Raw genomic sequence first — 20,010 nt, 5'->3', positions numbered from 1 at the left:
GATAACAAATAGCTCTAAAATGGTGGATTCAATTTATGCGGATACCTTCTGAGATCCACGACTTCTTCCGGGTGGAGGAGGGGCAGACCCTCCTCATCAAGGGGATGCCAGGCACCGGGAAGACGACCCTGGCCCTGGAGATCATGAGCTCCGTCTGCGAGAGGGAGAACGGGATGTACATCTCCACCCGGGTCAGCCCCGGCCGGGTCCACGCCATGTTCCCCTGGATCGGCGATATCATCCCTTCCGCCAACGTCGTCAACGCCACCCAGAAGATGCTCCTCGAAAGCCTCAGGAACGTGGGCCGGGAGGGGTCCAGCTACGAGACGGTCCTCGACTTCTTCAAGACCTTCCTCGACCAGGCCGGGGATATGGACGACCCCATGATAGTCATCGACAGCTGGGACGCCATCATAAACTACACCGCCGCCATCCTCGGCGGCGCCCAGCACAGCCTGGAGCAGAACATCTGCGAGTTCGCCCGGGATATGGGGATCCACCTGATCTTCGTCAGCGAGTCGGCGGAGCTCCTCCCCCTCGACTACATCGTCGACGGCGTCGTCACCCTAAAGAACGTCAGGATGGCAGCCCCCCTCTCCGGGGATAACCGCCCCGAAGGCATGACGACCCGGTACTCCCGGGAGATCAGGCTGGACAAGCTGAGGGGGGTGGAGATAAAGCAGAAGATATACACCTGCACCCTCCACGACGGAAGGTTCTGCTACTTTGAGCCCGCCCTCGAGAACCTCAGCCCCCAGATCGGGATCGTCTGCGACCTGGAGAGGATCGCCGACCCCCGGGAGGACTCCATCTCCACCGGGATCGACGACTTCGACAGGATCACGGGGGGGCTCGACTTCGGCTCCTGCAACGTCCTGGAGATCGATCACGGCGTCGGCAAGAGGTACTACCAGGTCCTGACGGCCCTGGCGTCCAACTCCGTCAAGAACGGCAGAGCGGTCCACATCGTTCCGAGCATAGGCTACCAGCTCGCCCCCAGAGACGTCTTCGTCCCCTCGAACGTGATGGTCCTGGAGCCGGGGGGGGACCGGGACCAGTGGTACGAGACCCTCTTCAAACACTGGGACTCCCTCCGGGAGAGGACGGGCCGGCCTATCCTCAACATCCTGGGGCTCGACTCGATGGAGTTCGCCTTCGGCTACGAGAGGATGCTCAACTCCACCAGCCGGATGTTCCAGAAGTGGAAGGAGACGAGCGACGTCAACGTGGTGGTGGTGAAGTCGGGGCAGAAGAGCATCCGGATGACCTCCCACATCGCCGACACCTACTTCGTCATCAAGGAGCTGAACGGGGGGCTCTGCCTCTACGGCCTGATACCCCGGACCGAGCCCCACTACATGGTCAGAGACGATAGAGGAAACATCCGCCTCGTTCCGATAGTCTGACGCTGGCGTGGGCCTCTCTGAGGCTCTGGCCTCCGGAAGGCAGGAGACCCCGAATCTTCAGACCCACCTCTCGCCGCCGTCTATTCTGATCTCCTTCTTCCAGATCGGAGCCCTCCTCTTTATCTCCTCCAGGACGAACTCGCACCCCCGGAAGGCGGCCTGCCGGTGGGGTGCGGTGGCGACGATGAGGACTATATCCTCCCCGACCCCGAGACGGCCGACCCGGTGGACGACGTCGACGGACTTGAGGTCGAAGGTCCCCATCGCCTCGTCCCGGATCCTAGCCAGCTCCTCCTCCGCCACCTCCCGGTAGGCCTCCACCTCGACCCCGGATATCCCGTCGTCCCTGACGGTCCCGAGGAAGGCGACGACCGCCCCGGCGTCGGGCCGCTTCGCCCCGGCCACCAGATCCTCGAGGGAGAGCTCCCCGTCGGTTATCTCAATCACCATAATACCTCACCATGGAGCCGGAAGAATCTCATCCGCCGGAGAAGGGGGGGAGGATCGCCACCTCGTCCCCCTCCTCCAGGACCGTCCTTCGGAGGTCGGAGGGGTCTGCTCCCCGCCGGTTCAGGAGGACCGTCACCCCTATGCCGCCTGCCCCCTCCAGCTCGGATAAGACTCTCTCAAGGCCGGGGTGGGCGGAGGCTACCTCCTCCAGGAGGTCGGCGAGGGTGGACCCCTCCGGGAGGTCGAAGGCCGCCTCCTCCCCCACCACCTCCCGGAACCTCGCGAAGCTCCTCACCACCACCCTCATCCCTTCGACCTCAGCCTCCCTATCTCGTCCGCGGCCTCCACCCTCAGGACGAAGGTCCCGTAGCAGGGCTTGGTATAGGGGAAGATCACCCTATCCCCATCGATCCCGATGAGGAGGGGGGGGACCCCGATCAGATGGACGTTCAGGATCCTGTACCCCGGAGGGACCTCGACGGTATCCTTGAAGTTCTTCTTTATGTACTCTCTCGCCTCTTTGAAGGAGCACTGGGATAGGAGGACCTCATACTTCATCTCCTCTAGGCAGCCCAATCAGATCACCTCATCTAAAAGCCTCTTCAGGGGCAGGGGGTCATGGACGGCCTTGGCGACTAGCTTTCTGCAGTCGAACTCCACCGTCTCCGCCAGCTCCTCGGCGGACCTCCCGAAGATCAGGACGAAGAGCAGAGCCCTGGAGATGTAGCTGATCGTCCCGGCGTAGGTTATCCCGGCGTCGCTGTGGGCGAAGGCGAAGCACTGGTCGAAGTCGGCCTTCCCCTCCGATATGGAGGCGATGCACCGGTCGATGTTCGTCGTCTCCCCGAGGTAGTGGCCCAGGGGGTCTGCGAGCTTCGTAAGCTTGAGGGCGGCGCCGGTCCCCGCCACCACCACCTCGTCCCCCCTCTCCCTCAGCCTATAAGCGAGGTAGAGGGCGATGCTGGTCTGGACGGGGACCTCGGGGCAGCCGAGGAGGATGAGGGACCGCCTCCTCCCGGGCGAAACTCCACCAGAACTATCCATGCTAGACCCCATCCGCCCCGGGGCTACTTAAAGCTCTCTTCGTCGGCCGCAGTCCGGGCAGCCGGGGTTCCTCTCCAGGGGGATCTCGTCGCACCTCCCCGAAGGCCGTCCCAGAGGAGGAGCCTCCCCGCCAGGGAAGCCCCCAGACCCGTCAGGTGCTTGACGACCTCCGTCGCCTGGATCGAGCCGATGACGCCGCAGGTGGCGCCGAGGGCGGGGACCTTCTCCTCCGGCGGCGGCCGGGGGAAGATGCACCGGAGGCATGGGGTCGCGCCGGGGATGATCGTCGTCGCCTGGCCGTCGAGGCCGGAGATCGCCCCGTGAAATAGGGGGACGTCGGCGTCGAGGGCCGCCCCGTTGAGGAGGTGCCTGGAGGAGAAGTTGTCGAGGGCGTCCACCACTGCGTCCGCCTTCGCCACCAGCCCCGGCAGGTTCCTCCCGTCGGCGAAGAGGGGGACCTCCTCCACCTCCACCTCGGGGTTCAGCCCCCGGAGGGTATCCGCTGCCGAGGCGGCCTTGGGACGGCCCAGGTCCTCCGGCCAGTGGAGGATCTGCCGGTTGAGGTTGCTCACCTCGACGACGTCGCCGTCGACGACGACGATCCTCCCCACCCCTGCGACGGCCAGATAGACCGAGACGGCGGAGCCGAGCCCCCCCGCCCCGACGACGAGGGCCGTCGACCTCGCAAGCCTCCTCTGCCCCTCCTCCCCGAAGAGGGGGATCTGCCGGTCGTACCTCGCCGCGTCCTTCAACTATCGCACCTCCTTGATGGATGATGGGACTGCCCGCTTCAGCCCCCCACCACCGCCGGGAAGAGGGCGACCTCGTCCCCCTCCGCCAGCGGCGTCTCCTCCCCGGCCAGGGATAGAAAGTGCCTCCCGTTGACCATGACGTTCAAGTCCTCCCGGACCCTTCCAGAGTCGTCGAAGAGCTGGCCCCGGAGCTCTCCGGACCGGGAGGCGAGGCTCTCCAGAAGGTCGGAGACGGCGGCCCCCTCAGCAAGCTTGACCTCCGACTCCGACCCGAGGAGGGCCCTATACCGGGCAAAGGCCTTTATCCTGATCAGCATGACCGCTCCGCCATCTCCTTGATCCTCTCCAGGGCCCGGAGGGCGTCCTCCCTCTTGAGGTCCCTCCTCTCGTCGCGGAGGAACCTCAAAAACCCCTCCCGGTTGCCTCCATCGAGGTCCGCCGCCGATATGATCTGATCGTAGCTCCTTTTGGGGAAGTAGAGGGATGAGGCCGCCGCCAGGATCTTCTCCGCGGAGACGGCGTCGATCGACCCCCTCTCCCTGGCGGCCCGGACGTTCTCCCTGACGTTCACCAGGGGCTCGGATAAGGGAGCGAAGCTGATCGGATCGAAGATTAGGGCCACCTCGTCGTCGGAGATGAGAACCCCATCCCGGTAGAGGCGGAAGATCTCCCCGACCCCCTCCATCCCGAAGCTCGCGAGCTCCGCCGCCCGGAGCGCCCCCATGCTGGAGGCGCCGACGACGGCGACCCCCATCTCCAGGGCCCGGAGGACCTCCTTGTGGGCGACGGCGCTCTCCTGGAAGAAGACCCCGTCGATCAGCCCCACGATCCTCGCCCCCTCCTCCGCCGCCCTCAAGAGGTCGCCCCTCGCCGCGGGAGGCCGGTAGTCGGCCCGGAGGACCATCTCGGCCGAGGCCCTATCGAGGCTCGGCCCGAGGAAGACGACGATTTCTCTTGACCTCATCTCTCCACCGTCTCCCCCTCCTGTCGGGGTCCATGGCGCTCATCTCCAGGCCCGGGACGACGACCCGGACCACCGGGACTCCGATCTCCGGGCGGGTGAGGTCGACGACTATGGCTCTATCCAAACCGGCATCTCCGAGCCGCTTCAGCATGAGGTTGATGTCGTCGAGGAAGTCGTCGGAGTCCTGGGACCTGATCTCTCGGAAGGGCTCGGTCCCGGTGGACTCAAACCAGTGGCGGTTCAGCCTCTTCGTCCTCTCGTACCCGATCTGCCTCCGGAAGTCCGCCGTCGTCGTGTCCTCCCTAGCCCCGTGGATCTGGGTCAGCCTCGACTGGGCGACCTCCGTCAGGGCCCGGAGGACGGCCACCCCGGCGTTGGTGTGGGTCCCCATCCCGATGGTGAGGAGGGCGGGGTCCTTCAGCTTCAGGTCGTCGGAGGCGGCGGCGATGGTGGGGACCCCAATGTCGCTCGTGATGTCCTTGATCCTCACCTCCACCTCCGCCTGGGCAAACCTATCCAGGAGGGAGCGGGCGAGGCCGTCCTCCACCTCCGTGACGAGGGGCCCCGTCCTCTTCACCGCCTCGGCGAGGGACCAGGCGTCCCGCTCTATCACCTCGGAGAGGCCGTGGAAGACCGCCTCCTCCAGGACGTTCCCGGAGGCGAGGCCGTTGGTGTTCGTCCTGAAGAGCTGCGGGTACTCCCTCGGGAGCGGATGAAAGACTGCGCTAGCCGGGAGCATCACCTCCTCCTCGCCGATCAGGTCGTAGCCGAGGACCCAGGGCATCGGCATCCCGGGGTCCGCCCCATCGGGGAGGGCGAGGTCCCTGGGGTCGACGGCCTCGACCCCGGCTGAGAGCCTCGAATGGCTCTCCACCAGGAGCTGCCTATCGTGGACCTCGGCGGAGTACCGCTCTATCCCCTCCATCATCGCCGAGACCCTCGCCTCGGCGGGGGTCGCGCCCTTGCCGTTGTAGACGGATATCGCCCCCCTCTCCGCTGCGGGCCTGATGCTGGAGAAGACCGGGATCCCGATCCGGTCCAGGTTGGTTATATCTGCCACCCTGGTGATCCCTGCGAGCTCCATCTTGGGGGCTATCCGCTCGAGGGTCTCCTCGGGAGAAAAAGCTCGATGGGTGTCGGTCTTGTACTTCTTTAGGCAGGATCTGAGCATCATCCGGTATCAACTCTTGAGATTGGGACCGTTCTGGACCTTCGAATCCCCTGGCCCTGGTGGTCTTGGGGCCGGTCCTCCTGGCAGATCCGGGACGGGGGGAGCGCCAGCGCCCCGGGGAACTCATCCCTCTGCCCCTAAATACATGTCGGGCTTCTCCCCGGCCCCCCGATAGCATGGATGGAGACTCAGAGGAGAGATAGAAAGATCCAGTAGACTAGGAGGTTTAAGGCAGTCAGGGGGGCCCCCACCTTCATGAAGTCGGTGAAGGTGAGGGCCGCCCCCCTCCGCTCCCCGTTCTGGACGATGATGACGTTCGACGCCGCCCCGATGATCGTCAGGTTTCCGGCGATGGTGGAGCCGGCGGCGAGGGCCATCATCGCCTCCACCGAGGAGTCGAGGGTGGAGAGGAGGGGGAGGTAGAGGGCGACGAAGGGGACGTTCGATACCAGCTGGCTGGCGAGGGCGCTCGTCGCGAGGATCGCCGGGACCGAGGTCGCCTCAAACCCCGAGCCGTTCATCGCCGCCTGGAGGCGGCCGGAGTTCCAGACGCTCTCCATCAGGACGAACATGGAGGCGAAGAAGACGAGGGTCCTCCAGTCCACCTTCCTTGCGAGCTCCAGCCTCCGGGGGCTGGCGAGGAGGATGGGGAGGGCCGAGAGGAGGGCGATCTCCGTCAGGCCTAGGGGGGAAGGGAGGCCCAAGGAGACGGAGACGATCTTGAAGGCGATCAGGGCCGTCACCACCCCCAGGGAGAGCTTCGAGAGGCGGGCGAGGTCCGGGTCGACTACAGCATCCTGGATGTGGTTCAAGGTCTCCCGGCCAAACTCCCTCCTGCAGAGGAGCCTCAGAACCCCGTAGGCGAGGAGGAGGTTTACCGCCGTCGGGAGGGCGAGGTGGCGGAAGAAGGTGACGAAGGGGTTTGGGACGCTGCCGCCGAGGGCGATGAGGAGGTTCTGGGGGTTGCCGATGGGGCTGGCGACGCTTCCGATCGTCACCCCGAAGGCGAGGGATAGGAGGAGGAGCCTGGGGGAGATCCCGTACTTATTCGCCAGGTGGATCAGAAGGGGGGTTCCGATGATCGCCAGGGTGTCGTTCATCAGGAGGGCGGATAGGAGGCCCGCCCCGAAGAGGACCGCGATGACGAGCTGGTCGACGTTCCTCGTCCGCCGCAGGAGCCGGTATGAGAGGCTCGCGAGGTAGCCGCTCTCCTCCAGGGCCACCCCGACGACGAACATCCCGAAGAGGAAGAGCATCACGTCCATGTTGATCGCCCCCAGGGCGGCGGCCGGGGAGATCGAGCCCGCGACGAGGACGGCGACGGCCCCCGCCAGCATGATCTGCCAGATCATCACCCTCGTCCTGAGGAGCTGCCGGACGGCGATGGCGGCGAGGACCGCCGCCAGGACGAGGATCGAGAGGTCTCCGGGAGAGAGGGGGAAATGAGATGCGATTTCTACTTCGGACATGGGGTGGTGGCTCGAGTCGCTTCGGCCCGAGGGGGCGGCCCAGGGGTCGCTACCTGGACGGATGGGGACTATATACGCCTTTCCATCCTCAGACCAGGGGTTCGGCCACAAGACCGCCCGCCCCGAAGATCCCGCCGCCATCCCTCCGGGGAGCTCCGGGCTCGCCCGTTAAACTATAAGCCAAATTAAAAAGATACAAAGATATATGTATAATCCATCCCCTGGATTCTTTCGAGGAGGAGTTTTGACGCTGCCAGCCTTCAAACCCGGATGTAAAACGTCGCGATCCATATTTGCAGACATCTTTCTATCGGTCCTGATCGCCCTCACCTTGGCGGGCCAAGCCTCGGGAGGGTCGGAGAACGAGACCTTCGAGGTCCAGATCCTGGCGATAAACGATCTCCACGGCCAGCTGGAGCCGCCCCAGGGGAGGGCGACCGTCGGATATGACAGCAAATGTGAGCCCCTGATGGTGGAGGTCGGGGGTGCCGAATATCTCTCGACCGCCATAAAGGGGCTCGTCGCCACCAACCCCGATACGATCCTCGTCTCGGCGGGGGACAACATCGGAGCAAGCCCCCTCCTCTCCGCCCTCTTCCACGACGAGCCGACGATCGAGGCCTTATCTCTGATGGGGTTCGATTACTCCGCCGTCGGAAACCACGAGTTCGACGAGGGGGCTGGGGAGCTCTTCAGGATGCAGCACGGCTGCTGCCATCCAGAGGAAGGCTGCCAGGACGGCGACCGGTTCGTCGGAGCGGGCTTCAGGTACCTCGCCGCCAACGTCCTCGACGAGGAGACCGGGGAGACGATATTCCCGCCCTTCGCGGTCAGGGAGGCCGGAGGGGTCCCGGTGGCCTTCATCGGCGCCTCTTTGAAGAGCACCCCGGCTATAGTCGTCCCCTCGGGGGTGGCGGGGCTCCAGTTCATCGACGAGGCCGACGCCATCAACGGCTGCGTCGAAGCCCTGAAGGAGGAGGGGGTCGAGATCTTCGTCGTCCTCCTCCACGACGGCGGCTTCTCGGCGGGGCTTCCGAACGAGGGGATGGAGCCCTGCGAAGAGCTCGAGGATATCATCCGCCGGACCGATGGAGATGTGGACCTCTTCATCACCGGCCATAGCCACCAGGCCTACATATCTATGGTGGACGGAAGGCTCGTCACCCAGGCCGGATCCCACGGAAAGTTCGTAACCGACATCGACCTCGTCGTCAGCCCGGCGACCGGCGACGTCGTCGAGGCGAGGGCGAAGAACGTGCCGGTGACGAGGGACGTCCCCAAGGACCGAGCAGTATCCGAGCTTCTGGATAAATACCGAAGGATCATGGGGCCCCTGGCCGAGGAGGTCGTCGGGTCCGTCACCGCCGACATAACGAGGGACGCCTCCGAATCGGGGGAGTCGGCCCTGGGAAACCTGATCGCCGACGCTCAGCTCTTCGCCACCTCTGCTGGAGGGGAGGGTGGCGGCAAGGCGGATGGGATGGGAGCAGTAGTCGCCTTCATGAACCCCGGGGGGATTCGAGCGGACCTCCTCTTCGATCAGGCGGGGGGAGAGGAGGCGCCGGGGGAGGTGACCCGCCAGGAGGCCTTCAACGTCCAACCCTTCGACAACAAGCTGATCGTCCTCAACCTGACGGGGGAGGAGATCAAGGCCGTCCTCGAGGAGCAGTTCGACAACCCCGAGCCGGGACGAAACCGGATCCTCCATATCTCCGAGGGGCTCATCTACGCCTGGAGGAGGTCGGCTCCGCCGGGAGATAAGGTTGATATCTCCAGCATCAAGATCGGCGGAGTCCCCATCGACCCCCAGGGGACGTACCGGGTGGCGGCAAACCACTTCCTCGCCGAGGGTGGGGACGGGTTTGCCACCTTCGCCAGAGGGAGAGATCGGGTGGAAGGGGTCGGCGACCTGGAGGCTCTGGTGGGATATTTGAGGGAGCATTCGCCGGCATCCCCGCCCCAAAAAGGGAGGATAGCCGCGGTCCAGGAGAGGGAGAGGCTCCTCTTCGCCCCCCGGGCCGCTTCCGCCTGATTGATCGGCCGGGAGCGAGCCCTCCCGGCGGCGACCTCCAGGATCTCCTTCCTCCCTTTCAAAACCTCTGTCGGGGCGACCAAAACCTCCTTCTATCCCCGCGGCCATCCCCAACTGGAGCTTTACTTATGGCGATCCATCCCATCGAGTATCGTTACGGAAATCCGGAGATGAAGGACCTCTGGTCGGAGGAGTACAGGTTCCGCTGCCTCTTCCGGGTCGAGGCGGCCCTCGCCCGGGCCGAGGAGGAGCTGGGCCTGATCCCCCCGGGTGCCGCGGACGACATCGGCCGGGCCGCCGAGGGGGCAAGCCCCGAGCGGGCGAAAGAGATAGAGGACGAGATCGGCCACGACATGATGGCCGTCGTCCACGCCCTCGCCGAGGCCTGCGAGGAGGCGGGGGAGTGGGTCCACCTCGGCGCCACCTCCAACGACATCCTGGACACGGCGACGGGGCTTCAGATCAAGGCCTCCCTCGCCGTCCTGGAGGAGAAGGTGAAGCGGGTCTTGAGGGTCCTGCTGGCGCGGGCCGAGGAACATAAGGGGCTCGTCTGCGCCGGGAGGACCCACGGCCAGATCGGGGTTCCCACCACCTACGGCCTCCGGTTTGCGGTCTGGGCCTCGGAGATGGCCCGCCACCTGGAGAGGCTCGCCCAGATGAAGCCCCGGGCCGCCGTGGGGAAGATGAGCGGAGCCGTGGGGACCCAGGCCGCCTTCGGCGCCGACGGCATGAAGATCCAGGCGAGGGTGATGGAGCTTTTGGACTTGACCGAGGTGGACGTCTCAAACCAGGTCGTCCAGAGGGACCGCCACGCCGAGATGATCTGCTGGATGGGGCTGGTCGCCTCGACCCTGGACAAGATCTGCGTTGAGATCAGGACCCTCCAGAGGTCCGAGATCGCCGAGGTCTCCGAGGTCTTCGGCAAAAGACAGGTCGGATCGAGCACCATGCCCCACAAGAGAAACCCCATCAAGTCGGAGCAGGTCTGCGGCCTCGCCCGGATCGTCCGGGCCCAGATGGAGCCGGCCTTCGCGAACATCCCCCTCTGGGACGAGAGGGACCTCACCAACTCCAGCTGCGAGAGGATCCTCTTCCCCGAGGCGTTCATCTTCACCGACCACATCCTCGCCCTCACCGCCCGGATCCTGGAGGGGCTATCGATAAACGAGGAGCAGGTCGAGAGAAACCTCCAGCTTCTCCGGGGTCTGAACATGGCGGAGTCGGTGATGGTGGAGCTGGCAAAGAGGGGCGTCGGAAGGCAGAAGGCCCACGAGATCATGAGGAGCTCCTCCATGAGGGCCGTTGAGGAGGATAGAACCCTCGCCTCGGTCCTGGCCGAGGAGGAGACGGTGGCGGCCCACCTATCTTCCGAGGAGATCGACCGGCTCCTCGACCCCCACCGGTACATCGGCACCGCCGTCGAGCAGGTCGACCGGCTCGTCTCGAAGCTGGCGCCCCTCCTGAGGTGAGGGTCCTCTCCGAGGCTCAAACTCGGAGGATGGTGAATTTGATGGGTGCAGAGGTGACGGCACAGATCCCGGCCCCGCCTCGGGCGGTCCTCCTGAAGCCAGGCCGCCTCGTCAGGGACGAGGATGGGACGATCCTGGAGGCCCGGTCCTCGGCGACCCTGATCCTCGCAGGTTCGAGGAAGATCGTCGTCGACACCGGATGCGAAGGCGAGGGCGAGCCGATCACGAATCGGCTGAAGGAGCTGGGGCTCGCCCCCGAATATGTTGACATCGTCGTCAACACCCACGACCATCCGGACCACTCCGGAAATAACCGCCTCTTCTCCAGAGCCCGGATCCTCTCAGGGAAGGGCGGGCTTGAGGAGGGGGACCTCATCGCCCCCGGCGTCTGGATCATGGAGACCCCCGGCCACACCGCCGACAGCATATCCGTCGTCTGCGAATCTCCCCGGCGGATCGTGGTGGCGGGGGACGCCCTCCCCCTGATGGGAAACTATCTGAAGTGGGTCCCCCCCCGCCTCCATGTAGACCGAGGGATGGCGCTGAGGTCCATGGCGAGGATCGTGGAGGTGGCGGAGGTGGTGGTGCCTGGCCACGATTCGCCGTTCCTCGTTCGAGAGAGGAGGAGGACGGCCGATCTCGACTGAGGGGCCGGAGGCCTCCCCCTTTCCTGCTAAAAATGTCATCCTGATTTCTCTGATATGTAGCGACATTCAACCCAAAAAGCAAAAAAGGCAATCTATTAATAGTAAAAAATGTAGATTGGAGGCAAGATGCCTCTGAAACTTACATCAAAAGAGAAGCTGGTCCTCTACGGCCTTGCCCGGTACCCCGGCCTGAGCGACATAGATCTCGCCGGCAAGATCGGGGTGGACCGATCGACGATCTTCAAGAGCAAAAGGAAGTTCAGGGAATGGGAGATGGTCCAGCTTCTGAACGTCCCCTCCGGGATGGGGGTGGGGGCGGAGATGATGACCGCGGTCTTCACCCGATACAGGCCCAACGCCCCCGTGGAGGTGAGGGGGAAGAAGCTCGGGTTCGGTGAGTGGGTCGACCATCCCCACTGCGTCTTCCACTCCGCCACCGACTCCGACTCGGTCTCCATGGTCTACTCCAGGAGCTACACCGACTTCAAGAGGGTCTTCAACCCCGTCATGGACGACTACAAGGACGCGGGCTTCGTCGACGATATCCGGTGCTACCACTATCCCTTCTCCCTGACCCGGGTCTCCTGGGACTCGGCCCTGGCGGTGAACAACACCTTCAACCTGGGGAGGACCGACCTTTTGGACGAGCCTCCCATCGAGGAGGAGGCCCCCGAGGAGGAGGTGAAGCTCACCGAGAAGGATAGGCTGGCCCTCCTCGCCTTCGTCAAGTATCCTGCCCTCTCGGACCTGGAGCTCTCCCGCAGGACTGGGATCTCTCGGCCCACCATATCGGGGAAGAGGAACAAATTCTTCCAGAGCGGGCTCCTAGCCCGGCAGGCGAACGTCAACTGGAAGAAGATCGGGTGCGAGCTGATGATCTTCTACCACATAAACGTCCGGCCGAAGGCGACGGCCGAGGAGATGATGAGGATCTACTCCTCCTTCAGGCGGATCGGGGCAGCGGTATACAGCTACATCCAGCCCGGGGAGATCTTCGGCTCCTTCCTCTCCCAGTGCTACGTGGAGATGAAGGAGAGGATGGACCTGGAGGTGAAGGCCCTCAGCGAGGTGGGGCTGGTGGAAGAGAGGCCCAGCTACGTCATCATGCCTCTGCGGGATCTGAAGGTTAGGAAGACCGACTACGCCCCCATGGTGAAGTCTATGCTGGAAGTTGAGACGGACGTATGAATGATGAGATCGCCGTCATCGCCACCACCGCCGACCCCGCAAGCCTGAACATCGCCGACCATCTCTTGGGGCTAGGATCCTGGGAGGAGGGGGGAGCCTTCCGCCGGCTCCGAAACTTTCGCCTCGTCCTCCTGGAGGAGAGGCTGATCGGCCTCGAGGGGCTGGAGGAGAGGCTGGAGGGGATGGGCCTCTCCCCGGCCCTCATAGTCTTCGCCTCGAGGCATCAGGCGAAGGATGGGGCGCCCCGCCTCTGCGGCCACTTCTCGGGAAACCCAGGAGAGGCGGTCCTGGGAGGGAGGGCGAGGGAGCTGGCCGTCGCCGCCCCCGGAGCCCTCAAGTCCTTCATATCGAACCTCGTCGCCCACCCCGTAGAGGGGTTTGAGGTGACCCTCGAGGCGACCCACCACGGCCCCACCAATTTGACCGTGCCATCCTTCTTCGCGGAGATCGGAAGCTGTGAGCGGGAGTGGTCGGACCCCGCCGCCGGCGAGGCGGTGGCGAGGTCGATCCTGGACCTAGAGGAGCTTCATCCTCCCGCCTTCCTCGGATTCGGCGGCGGCCATTACGTGACGAGGCAGAACCGGCTCCTCCTGGAGACGAAGATCGCCTTCGGACACCTCTTCTCGAAGTACCAGGCGAGAGACCTCGATCTTGAGATCGTCGAGGAGGCGAGGATGAAGTCGGAGGCGGTGGGAGCTTACCTCGACCGGAAGTCTCTCCGGTCCGCCGAGAGGGAGAAGATATCCGGAGCCCTGGAGGAGATCGGCCTTCAGGCTTTGAGGGAGGGGGAGATAAGGGAGAGGTACCCCCTGCCCCTCCTATCCTCTTAATCCAGGGGGAGCCGCCCGGCCTCCTCCAGCCCAGGCATCGGAGGTCAGTGGCTGGATCTCCCCTATAATCCGATTCGGCAGCCGCCTTCCTCTCCTCGACCCTCCGACTTTTAGAGATATTCATTGAAATAACTAAAGTTTCCTTGATCTTTGGTCAATCTTTTCTAATAATACACAAATGTTATATACCCGATAGACCCCTTTAAGCTCGTCCCAATAAGGGTATTCACCCTGATAGAGGGGGAAGATATGGAGAGATCATTCAAAACAAAAGGAGAATTTTTCCCATGATGGCGGCGGTGCTGGAGGGGCCGGGAGAGATCTCCCTCCAGGAGGTGGACGACCCGGCCTGCCCCCCGGGGGGACTGGTCCTGGAGGTCGAGGCCTGCTCGATATGCAGCACCGACGTGAAAATGGTGAGGCAGGGGCAGCGGGACCTGGTATGCCCCCGGATCCTCGGCCACGAGGTCTCCGGGGTCGTCGCCGAGAGGGACGGGGCCGGACCCAGGGTCGGCGAGCGGGTCCAGATATACCCCGGCGTATCCTGCGCAAAGTGCCCCTCCTGCAGGAGAGGGGCGGAAAACCTCTGCGGGAAGGTCCGGATCCTCGGGTTCAGCCTCGACGGCGGGTTTGCGGAGCGGCTCGCCGTCCCGGCGGAGTCGGTGAGGGATGGGGGCGTCTTCCCCATCCCCGAACCCGCCACCTTCGAAGAGGCGGCCCTCGCCGAGCCCCTAGCCTGCTCCATCAACGCCCAGGACCGGGTGGGGGTCTCCGAGGGGGACTCGGTTATTATCTTCGGCGCAGGCCCCGCCGGGGTCCTCCACGCCATCCTGGCCCAGGAAAGGGGTGCCTCGATGGTGGCGATCGCCGAGCCTCTGGAGGAGCGGGCCCGCATCGCGAAGGGCTGGGCGGATCAGGTCCTCCGGCCGGGGAGAGAGGATCTCCAGGATGGGGCGATGGAGGCGACCGACGGGAGGGGCTTTGACGTCGCGATCCTGGCGAGCCGGGATCGCCCCGTCGACGGCTCCCTCCTCGCTCTCCTCGCCCCCCGGGGCCGGATCTCCCTCTTCTCAGGGCTCCCTCCGAGTTTCGAGCGGCCGAGGCTGGATCTGAACCTGCTCCATTACCGGGAGCATCTGATCGCCGGGGCCTACGGCTGCACCCGGGCCGAGAACGGCGAGGCCCTGGAGCTGATCACTTCCAGGGGCGTGGACGTCCGCGGCTTATTCACCATGAGGATCCCCCTCAGGAAGATATCGGCGGGCCTCGATCACGCCGAGCGGCGCCGGGGTCTGAAGGCGGTGTTGACGGAATCTGGAAGGTGAAGGATATTGAAAGACTCGATGGAGGAGTTTGGATCTAAGCTGAACCGGCTGATAGCCGGGGAGAGCCTCACCAGGAAGGAGGCGAAGGGTATGTTCTCTTCGGTGCTGTCAGACGAGCAGACCGACGCCCATCAGGGGGCCTTCCTTGCGGCGATCACCGCCAAGGGGCCTTCCCCCGAGGAGATCGCTGGGGGGTGGGAGGCGATATACGACCTCGACACCGTCAAGGTCGATCCCCAGGTCTCCGGGGAGCTCTTCGAGAACTGCGGGACGGGGATGGACGGCGTCGATACCTTCAACATCAGCACGGCGGCTTCGATCGTCGCCGCCGCCGCCGGGGTCCCCATGGCCAAGCACGGCGCGAGGGCGATCACCTCCCGCTGCGGGACGATCGACATCCTGGAGGCGCTGGGGGTGGAGGTGGAGGCAGGCCCCCTCCTGGTCAAAAGGAGCATCGAGAGGGCGGGGATAGGGATCTTCAACGGGATGAGCCCCCTGGTCCATCCCCTGGGCCTGGGCCGGATCCTCTCCAAGATCAGGTTCGGGACGGTCCTGAACATAGCCGGCTCCCTCGCCAACCCCGCCATGCCCCGCCTGGGGCTGAGGGGAGTTTACTCAAAAGAGCTGGTAGTCCCCACGGCGGAGGCGATGAGGATGATCGGCTACTCCAGGGCGATGGTCGTCTGCGGCCTCTCCGCCGACGGCCGGAGGGGGATGGACGAGGTATCCCCCTCGGGGAGGACCCTCGTCGCGGAGCTCCGGGGAGATGGCAGGATCGCGACCTTCGACCTGCTGCCCCGAGACTTCGGGGCGGACCCGGTGGACGAAAGAGATCTCCTCCCTCGTGAAGATATAACGGAGGAGGCGACGGTGCTCCTCCGGGTCCTGGCCGGCCGGGAGGGGGGGCCGAGGGAGGCTGCCATCTGCATCAACTCCGCCCCGATCCTCCTCCTATCCGGGAAGGCCGATAGCCTCCCGGAGGGGTATTCGATCTCAAAGGAGATCCTCCGGTCGGGAGACGCCCTGAAGAAGCTCGGCGAGTGGATCTCCGCCCAGAACTCCGATCCCCTCGCCGGGGCCGAGATCCTCAACGCCCTCCTCGATCGGGTAGGAAATTGAAGGCCGGGAAGGAGAGGGATGGGGGGATCACCCCTCCCCCGCCTCGATCTCGAGGATCCCCGAGACCTTCGCTAGGTACCCCTTCATGTAGGCGTCGCAGACCTCCCACTCGACGTCGACCTCGACCTCCGCCATGATCTCCTGGAGCTGGCGCTTCACCTGCTCCCAGGTGTACTTGTTCGGAGATCTGCAAAGCTCCGTCAGGAGGCGAAGAGTGGGGATGAAGATCTTCTTGAACTCAGCCCGGATGAAGGCCATGAACGGCTCGGAGAGGTCCCGGTAGACGTAGGACCGGAGCTCCGCCAGGAGCTCGTACTGAGCGGTGCAGGGGTCGTCGTAAGGATCGGGGGACTCTCTCTCCCAGTGCTCCCCCAGCTTCTGGTAGCCCTTCTTGATCATCGCGTCGACCCTCGCCCTCCCTTCGCCGTCCCCGATCTCCGCCGCGAGCTTGTAGCCCGTCAGCCGGAGCCGGAGGAGCTGAACCCTCCCCTCCTCAAAGGTGAGGTTGAGGTGAAACCTGCCCAGGTACTCCTCGATGTGGTCGAGCCTCGTCGACGGGTCGAAGGTTATGGCCACCGCATCACCCCTCCCCCGAGGAGGCGTAGGAGGCCCCCGTCCAAAGGTCCAGGATCATATACGGCGGCCTCGGACCGTCGCCAGCCGCCCGACCGAAGGTTCGTGACCCATTCATATTTGGAGTTATATATCTTCGCAGTTTAATACCTTTGGCATCGGACGGGAAGGCCCCAGTTATTTGAGACCGCCTCCTCGGGGGCATAAATTTATCCGAAGACGGATCGTAAGCCCTGGTCGTCAGGAGGGTTTGATGAAGATGGTGCGGGTCTTTCTGGAGATCATGAGGCCGGGAAACTGCCTGATGGCGGGGATCGCCGCCCTGATAGGGCTGATGGTGGCGGATAGCGGCCCTCTCCCCGTTACGGCGGCCCTGGTATTCATCGCGGTCTTCGCGGTGACGGGGGCGGGAAACGCCGTCAACGACTACTTCGACCGGGAGATCGACGCCGTCAACCGCCCCGGCCGGCCGATACCGAGCAAAAGGATCAGCCCTGAAAGGGCCTTTGCCTGGTCGATCCTCCTCTTCCTCCTAGGGTCGGCGGTCGCCCTCCTCATAAACCCCGTCGCCTTCGCCATAGCCGTCGCGAACTCGATCCTCTTATACCTTTACGCCCGGAACCTGAAGGTGACGCCCTTCTTCGGAAACCTCGCCGTTGGGTACCTCACGGGATCGACCTTCCTCTTCGGTGGGGCCGCCGGCGGGGACGTCGGGATCACCCTCTTCCTCTTCCTCCTCGCGACCCTGGCGACCCTCGCCCGGGAGGTCGAGAAGGACATAGAGGACGTCCCCGGGGATCGAGCCAGCGGCGCCCGGACCCTCCCGATCGTCATCGGAGAGCGGCGGGCGTCTCACCTCGCCGCCTCCTTCGTCCTCATCGCGATCCTCCTCAGCTACCTCGCCCCCCTGGGGAGGGCTTACCTCGCCGCCGTCACCGTCGCAGATCTCCTATTCCTCGCGGCTCTGGCCAGCATATTGAGGGGGGAGGCCCCCCGGGCCCAGAAGATGCTGAAGGCGGGGATGGCAGCGGCCTTGGTGGCGTTCATGGTGGCGGCGGCCTCGGGGATGGGCCTCCTCTGATGGGAGGACCCTACCGGATACGGCCGAGCTGGCAGGAGGAACTCGAGCCCCGCCGTCGCCCCGATCTTGATACGAGGAGCCCCGGCCCTAAAAACGGAGGGGTCCCCTCGCCCTCCTCCGGGGGAGCTTCATCCTCCTCGGCTCATCGGCCCTTTCCCGCCCCCTTTCCGCCTTGAGAGGAGGGACCTCGCCAACGAGTAAAATATTGGCGCCAGGATGGCGTTAGAGGCGAGGGTGGGGACCCCCGCCTTCAGGAGGGACGCGGCGACGAAGCTGCCGAAGGTGAGCCTCCCATCGACGATCGCCTCGACGGCCCCGCCACCCCTCGCCAGATCGGGAAAGGAGAGGATTCCGAAGTAGCTCGCCAGGACGAAGGCGGAGAAGCTGACGGCCGTGGCGACGGCGACAGCGGCCGAGGCCGCCGCCGGCCGGAGGGAGCCATCATCACCCCGCCACCTATCGGCGGCGAGCTTGCAGGAGACGAGCCCCGCCCAGTGAGCGGGGACGTTCGCCAGGGGGAAGGGGGAAGCGGTGGCGGCCGTCAGGGCGAGGCCCGTCGCAACGCCGACGACGTTCGCCTCCACTAGCGAGATCCGTAAGAGAAGGGGCATGAGGCAGTATACGGATATCGCGATCCCGAACTGGATATCTCCGGCGATCGGCTCCGTAAACCCCATCAGGCCATGAACGGTCCACGATAGGGCGATCAACCCGCCGCAGAGGGCTACCTCCCTGGAGTTCATCCTAAATCGCCTCGTCCTCAAATCTCCGGAAACCTCACCGGTGAGCGAAGTACGCGACTACCCCGTCCTCCGAGACGGAGTCGATCCGGACGAAGCCGTACCTCTCGAACTGGACGACCTTTCCATCGTCCTCCCGAATGCCTACCTCGCCTATTCCGGCGTCGACGTCGTCGGGGCGCATCACCCGGACGGGGACGCCGTCGGGGGGGGCCCAGTGGATGATCCGAAGCTTCATCTCCTTCGCCTGGTGGGGGTCGGTCCCTATGACGCGGGCCCGGAGGGGATCGGTGGCGATGAACTCAAGGTTGCAGAGGTCTTTGAGCCGGAGCTTTCCCCCCACTTTCAGGTCGGGGAGGTCGTCGGCGGAGACGAGGAGCTTCGCCCCTGCGGGGATCTCGCGAAGGCCCAGGTCCAGGGTCGGGTGGAAGGGGGCGGTCGCCACCTCGGGGACCTCGCCATCAATCTCCAGCGGTACGGGGTCCTTGACGAAGAACCGCCTCCGGGCTGATGGGTCGATGATCTTCCGGTTCTCGGCATAGACCGAGTCCATGCTGATGCTGATATCCGTCTCCCCGACCCCGAGCTCGATCATGAACTTCCTGAGCGCTTCTGCGCGGATCCCCCGCCGCCGGAGGGCCCGGACCGTCGGCATCCGGGCGTCGTCCCAGCCCGAGTACTCCCCCGCCTCCAGGGCCCGCCGGAGAGCCGAGGTGCTGAAGGAGCCGAACTGGTGGATCTTGATCCTCCCCCAGTGGATCGTCGTCGGGTACTTCCATCCCATGTGGTCGTAGAGGTACTTTTGCCTCCGCTCGCTGTCCATCAGGTCCTTTCCCCGGAGGATGTGGGTCACCCCCAGAAGGTGGTCCTCGACGGCCGACTCGAAGTCGAGGAGGGGCCAGACCCGGTACTTATGCCCCGCCCGGGGATGGTCGGCGGTGACGATCCGAAAGGCGGCCCAGTCCCGGAGGGCGGGGTCCTTGTGGGCGATCTCCGTCTTCACCCTCAGGACCGCCTCCCCCGGTCCGAGGGGGCCTTCGATCATCTCCCGCCATAGGGAGATGTTCTCCTGGGGGCTCTGGCTCCGGTGAGGGCACGCCGCCGCCGCGTCCTTCAGAGCCTTGAAGGCCGCCTGTTCGCACCGGCAGACGTAGGCGCCTCCATTGCGGATCAGCTCCTCTGCCACCTCGTAGTAGAGAGGGAGCCGGTCGCTAGCGACAACCACCTCGTCGGGGACGGCGCCGAGCCACCGGCAGTCCTCCAGGTACCAGCCGTAGGCCTCCAGCATCGGCCTCTTGTTGACGGGGTCGGTGTCGTCGAAACGGAGGAGGAACCTTCCGCCGTACCTTCTGACGTACTCGGAGTTGATGATGATCCCCCGGGCTGAGCCGATAGTAGGCGGTCCGTTGGGGTTGGGGGCGAACCTCATGACGACCCCCCCCTCTGCGCCCTCCAGGGAAGAGAGCCCCTTCTCCGGGTCCTTCCTCGCCCCCAGCTCCGCCAGAAGCTCGGGCGCGATCTCGGCGAGCCTCGCCTCCCACTCCTGGGGGCCAGTCCCCGCCACCTCCGAGAGGACCGAGGCGACCGTGGGCGCCACCTCCTTCGCCCTCCCCCGGAGCTCGGGGTGCTCGCCCATCAGCTTTCCCATCACCGCGCCCGCCTGGGGCATAGCCCTGTACTTCACTGCGTTCTGAAGGGCGTACTTCTCTATGATCTCCCTGATATCGTCGGCCATGCAAGACCCCCTCCT

21 protein-coding genes are annotated in these 20,010 nt (G+C 64.9%); 9 read left to right on the top strand and 12 right to left on the bottom strand.

The window, feature by feature from the left end:
- Nucleotides 1–35: 35 nt before the first annotated feature.
- A complete protein-coding gene (locus MHAR_RS06500; RefSeq protein WP_014586816.1) occupies nt 36–1,406 on the top strand; it encodes an RAD55 family ATPase in 1,371 nt (456 codons plus the stop codon).
- A 57-nt stretch (nt 1,407–1,463) separates the two neighbouring features.
- Here MHAR_RS06500 and MHAR_RS06495 read toward each other — a convergent pair whose 3' ends face one another.
- The 9 genes from MHAR_RS06495 to MHAR_RS06455 form a co-directional block, all read right to left on the bottom strand.
- Nucleotides 1,464–1,856 carry a molybdenum cofactor biosynthesis protein MoaE gene (locus MHAR_RS06495; protein ID WP_143763324.1) on the bottom strand — a complete coding sequence of 131 codons (393 nt, stop codon included), beginning with the start codon at nt 1,854–1,856 and terminating at the stop codon, nt 1,464–1,466.
- Between the two features lie 28 nt (nt 1,857–1,884).
- Nucleotides 1,885–2,163: a MoaD/ThiS family protein gene (locus tag MHAR_RS06490; RefSeq protein WP_014586814.1), complete on the bottom strand. Its 279-nt coding sequence runs from the start codon at nt 2,161–2,163 to the stop codon at nt 1,885–1,887.
- Nucleotides 2,160–2,432, bottom strand: a complete 273-nt coding sequence (locus MHAR_RS06485; RefSeq protein WP_014586813.1) for a DUF1894 domain-containing protein — start codon at nt 2,430–2,432, stop codon at nt 2,160–2,162. Before MHAR_RS06485 ends, MHAR_RS06490 begins: the two co-directional genes overlap by 4 nt.
- Nucleotides 2,433–2,900 (bottom strand): DUF1890 domain-containing protein, encoded by a 468-nt coding sequence (locus MHAR_RS06480; protein WP_014586812.1) that lies wholly within the window; start codon nt 2,898–2,900, stop codon nt 2,433–2,435.
- Between the two features lie 23 nt (nt 2,901–2,923).
- Complete coding sequence (locus MHAR_RS06475; RefSeq protein ID WP_014586811.1) at nt 2,924–3,652, bottom strand: HesA/MoeB/ThiF family protein; 729 nt, start codon at nt 3,650–3,652, stop codon at nt 2,924–2,926.
- Between the two features lie 38 nt (nt 3,653–3,690).
- A complete protein-coding gene (locus MHAR_RS06470; RefSeq protein WP_014586810.1) occupies nt 3,691–3,969 on the bottom strand; it encodes a ubiquitin-like small modifier protein 1 in 279 nt (92 codons plus the stop codon).
- Nucleotides 3,963–4,616 carry a TfuA-related McrA-glycine thioamidation protein gene (locus tag MHAR_RS06465; RefSeq protein ID WP_014586809.1) on the bottom strand — a complete coding sequence of 218 codons (654 nt, stop codon included), beginning with the start codon at nt 4,614–4,616 and terminating at the stop codon, nt 3,963–3,965. Before MHAR_RS06465 ends, MHAR_RS06470 begins: the two co-directional genes overlap by 7 nt.
- Nucleotides 4,570–5,790, bottom strand: a complete 1,221-nt coding sequence (locus tag MHAR_RS06460; RefSeq protein ID WP_014586808.1) for a YcaO-related McrA-glycine thioamidation protein — start codon at nt 5,788–5,790, stop codon at nt 4,570–4,572. The genes MHAR_RS06465 and MHAR_RS06460 overlap by 47 nt, the downstream gene beginning before the upstream one ends.
- A gap of 185 nt (nt 5,791–5,975) precedes the next feature.
- Nucleotides 5,976–7,256 (bottom strand): ArsB/NhaD family transporter, encoded by a 1,281-nt coding sequence (locus tag MHAR_RS06455; protein ID WP_143763323.1) that lies wholly within the window; start codon nt 7,254–7,256, stop codon nt 5,976–5,978.
- A 244-nt stretch (nt 7,257–7,500) separates the two neighbouring features.
- On the opposite strand from MHAR_RS06455, the gene MHAR_RS06450 reads away from it, so the two are divergent.
- The 7 genes from MHAR_RS06450 (at nt 7,501) to trpD (ending at nt 15,866) form a co-directional block, all read left to right on the top strand.
- Complete coding sequence (locus tag MHAR_RS06450) at nt 7,501–9,288, top strand: bifunctional metallophosphatase/5'-nucleotidase (RefSeq protein ID WP_052300997.1); 1,788 nt, start codon at nt 7,501–7,503, stop codon at nt 9,286–9,288.
- Between the two features lie 128 nt (nt 9,289–9,416).
- Nucleotides 9,417–10,757 carry an adenylosuccinate lyase gene (gene purB / locus MHAR_RS06445; protein WP_014586805.1) on the top strand — a complete coding sequence of 447 codons (1,341 nt, stop codon included), beginning with the start codon at nt 9,417–9,419 and terminating at the stop codon, nt 10,755–10,757.
- Nucleotides 10,758–10,798: 41 nt separating this feature from the next.
- The gene (locus MHAR_RS06440; RefSeq protein ID WP_048144888.1) at nt 10,799–11,404 is read left to right on the top strand and encodes an MBL fold metallo-hydrolase; all 606 of its coding nucleotides are present in this window, start codon (nt 10,799–10,801) and stop codon (nt 11,402–11,404) included.
- 126 nt (nt 11,405–11,530) lie between these two features.
- Nucleotides 11,531–12,592: an Lrp/AsnC family transcriptional regulator gene (locus MHAR_RS06435; protein WP_014586803.1), complete on the top strand. Its 1,062-nt coding sequence runs from the start codon at nt 11,531–11,533 to the stop codon at nt 12,590–12,592.
- Nucleotides 12,589–13,422: a D-aminoacyl-tRNA deacylase gene (locus tag MHAR_RS06430; RefSeq protein ID WP_014586802.1), complete on the top strand. Its 834-nt coding sequence runs from the start codon at nt 12,589–12,591 to the stop codon at nt 13,420–13,422. The genes MHAR_RS06435 and MHAR_RS06430 overlap by 4 nt, the downstream gene beginning before the upstream one ends.
- A gap of 287 nt (nt 13,423–13,709) precedes the next feature.
- A complete protein-coding gene (locus tag MHAR_RS06425) occupies nt 13,710–14,747 on the top strand; it encodes an alcohol dehydrogenase catalytic domain-containing protein (RefSeq protein ID WP_014586801.1) in 1,038 nt (345 codons plus the stop codon).
- 3 nt (nt 14,748–14,750) lie between these two features.
- Complete coding sequence (trpD, locus tag MHAR_RS06420) at nt 14,751–15,866, top strand: anthranilate phosphoribosyltransferase (RefSeq protein WP_048144451.1); 1,116 nt, start codon at nt 14,751–14,753, stop codon at nt 15,864–15,866.
- 27 nt (nt 15,867–15,893) lie between these two features.
- Here the strand turns inward: trpD and MHAR_RS06415 are convergent, their stop codons facing one another.
- Nucleotides 15,894–16,442, bottom strand: a complete 549-nt coding sequence (locus MHAR_RS06415) for a hypothetical protein (protein WP_014586799.1) — start codon at nt 16,440–16,442, stop codon at nt 15,894–15,896.
- A 250-nt stretch (nt 16,443–16,692) separates the two neighbouring features.
- On the opposite strand from MHAR_RS06415, the gene MHAR_RS06410 reads away from it, so the two are divergent.
- Nucleotides 16,693–17,520: a geranylgeranylglycerol-phosphate geranylgeranyltransferase gene (locus MHAR_RS06410; RefSeq protein WP_014586798.1), complete on the top strand. Its 828-nt coding sequence runs from the start codon at nt 16,693–16,695 to the stop codon at nt 17,518–17,520.
- Nucleotides 17,521–17,648: 128 nt separating this feature from the next.
- Here MHAR_RS06410 and MHAR_RS06405 read toward each other — a convergent pair whose 3' ends face one another.
- Both MHAR_RS06405 and MHAR_RS06400 read right to left on the bottom strand, forming a co-directional pair.
- Nucleotides 17,649–18,263, bottom strand: coding sequence for a hypothetical protein (locus MHAR_RS06405; protein WP_014586797.1), 615 nt, complete (start codon nt 18,261–18,263; stop codon nt 17,649–17,651).
- A gap of 34 nt (nt 18,264–18,297) precedes the next feature.
- The gene (locus MHAR_RS06400; RefSeq protein WP_014586796.1) at nt 18,298–19,995 is read right to left on the bottom strand and encodes a glutamate--tRNA ligase; all 1,698 of its coding nucleotides are present in this window, start codon (nt 19,993–19,995) and stop codon (nt 18,298–18,300) included.
- Nucleotides 19,996–20,010 lie beyond the last annotated feature (15 nt).

It is taken from the genome of Methanothrix harundinacea 6Ac, assembly GCF_000235565.1.
GTDB classification, from domain to species: Archaea; Halobacteriota; Methanosarcinia; order Methanotrichales; family Methanotrichaceae; genus Methanocrinis; species Methanocrinis harundinaceus.
Note: the sequence above shows the minus strand (reverse complement) of the source record. Positions and strands in the feature narration are given on the sequence as shown.

What these genes read in the sequence shown, in the direction of transcription:
- MHAR_RS06480 (WP_014586812.1), bottom strand. Translation starts at nt 2,900, where the DNA reads ATGGATAGTTCTGGTGGAGTTTCGCCCGGGAGGAGGCGGTCCCTCATC.
- MHAR_RS06490 (WP_014586814.1), bottom strand. Translation starts at nt 2,163, where the DNA reads ATGAGGGTGGTGGTGAGGAGCTTCGCGAGGTTCCGGGAGGTGGTGGGG.
- MHAR_RS06425 (WP_014586801.1), top strand. Translation starts at nt 13,710, where the DNA reads ATGATGGCGGCGGTGCTGGAGGGGCCGGGAGAGATCTCCCTCCAGGAG.
- MHAR_RS06400 (WP_014586796.1), bottom strand. Translation starts at nt 19,995, where the DNA reads ATGGCCGACGATATCAGGGAGATCATAGAGAAGTACGCCCTTCAGAAC.
- MHAR_RS06430 (WP_014586802.1), top strand. Translation starts at nt 12,589, where the DNA reads ATGAATGATGAGATCGCCGTCATCGCCACCACCGCCGACCCCGCAAGC.
- MHAR_RS06500 (WP_014586816.1), top strand. Translation starts at nt 36, where the DNA reads ATGCGGATACCTTCTGAGATCCACGACTTCTTCCGGGTGGAGGAGGGG.
- MHAR_RS06455 (WP_143763323.1), bottom strand. Translation starts at nt 7,256, where the DNA reads ATGTCCGAAGTAGAAATCGCATCTCATTTCCCCCTCTCTCCCGGAGAC.
- MHAR_RS06435 (WP_014586803.1), top strand. Translation starts at nt 11,531, where the DNA reads ATGCCTCTGAAACTTACATCAAAAGAGAAGCTGGTCCTCTACGGCCTT.
- purB (WP_014586805.1), top strand. Translation starts at nt 9,417, where the DNA reads ATGGCGATCCATCCCATCGAGTATCGTTACGGAAATCCGGAGATGAAG.
- MHAR_RS06465 (WP_014586809.1), bottom strand. Translation starts at nt 4,616, where the DNA reads ATGAGGTCAAGAGAAATCGTCGTCTTCCTCGGGCCGAGCCTCGATAGG.
- MHAR_RS06470 (WP_014586810.1), bottom strand. Translation starts at nt 3,969, where the DNA reads ATGCTGATCAGGATAAAGGCCTTTGCCCGGTATAGGGCCCTCCTCGGG.
- MHAR_RS06460 (WP_014586808.1), bottom strand. Translation starts at nt 5,790, where the DNA reads ATGATGCTCAGATCCTGCCTAAAGAAGTACAAGACCGACACCCATCGA.
- MHAR_RS06405 (WP_014586797.1), bottom strand. Translation starts at nt 18,263, where the DNA reads ATGAACTCCAGGGAGGTAGCCCTCTGCGGCGGGTTGATCGCCCTATCG.
- MHAR_RS06410 (WP_014586798.1), top strand. Translation starts at nt 16,693, where the DNA reads ATGAAGATGGTGCGGGTCTTTCTGGAGATCATGAGGCCGGGAAACTGC.
- MHAR_RS06440 (WP_048144888.1), top strand. Translation starts at nt 10,799, where the DNA reads ATGGGTGCAGAGGTGACGGCACAGATCCCGGCCCCGCCTCGGGCGGTC.
- MHAR_RS06495 (WP_143763324.1), bottom strand. Translation starts at nt 1,856, where the DNA reads ATGGTGATTGAGATAACCGACGGGGAGCTCTCCCTCGAGGATCTGGTG.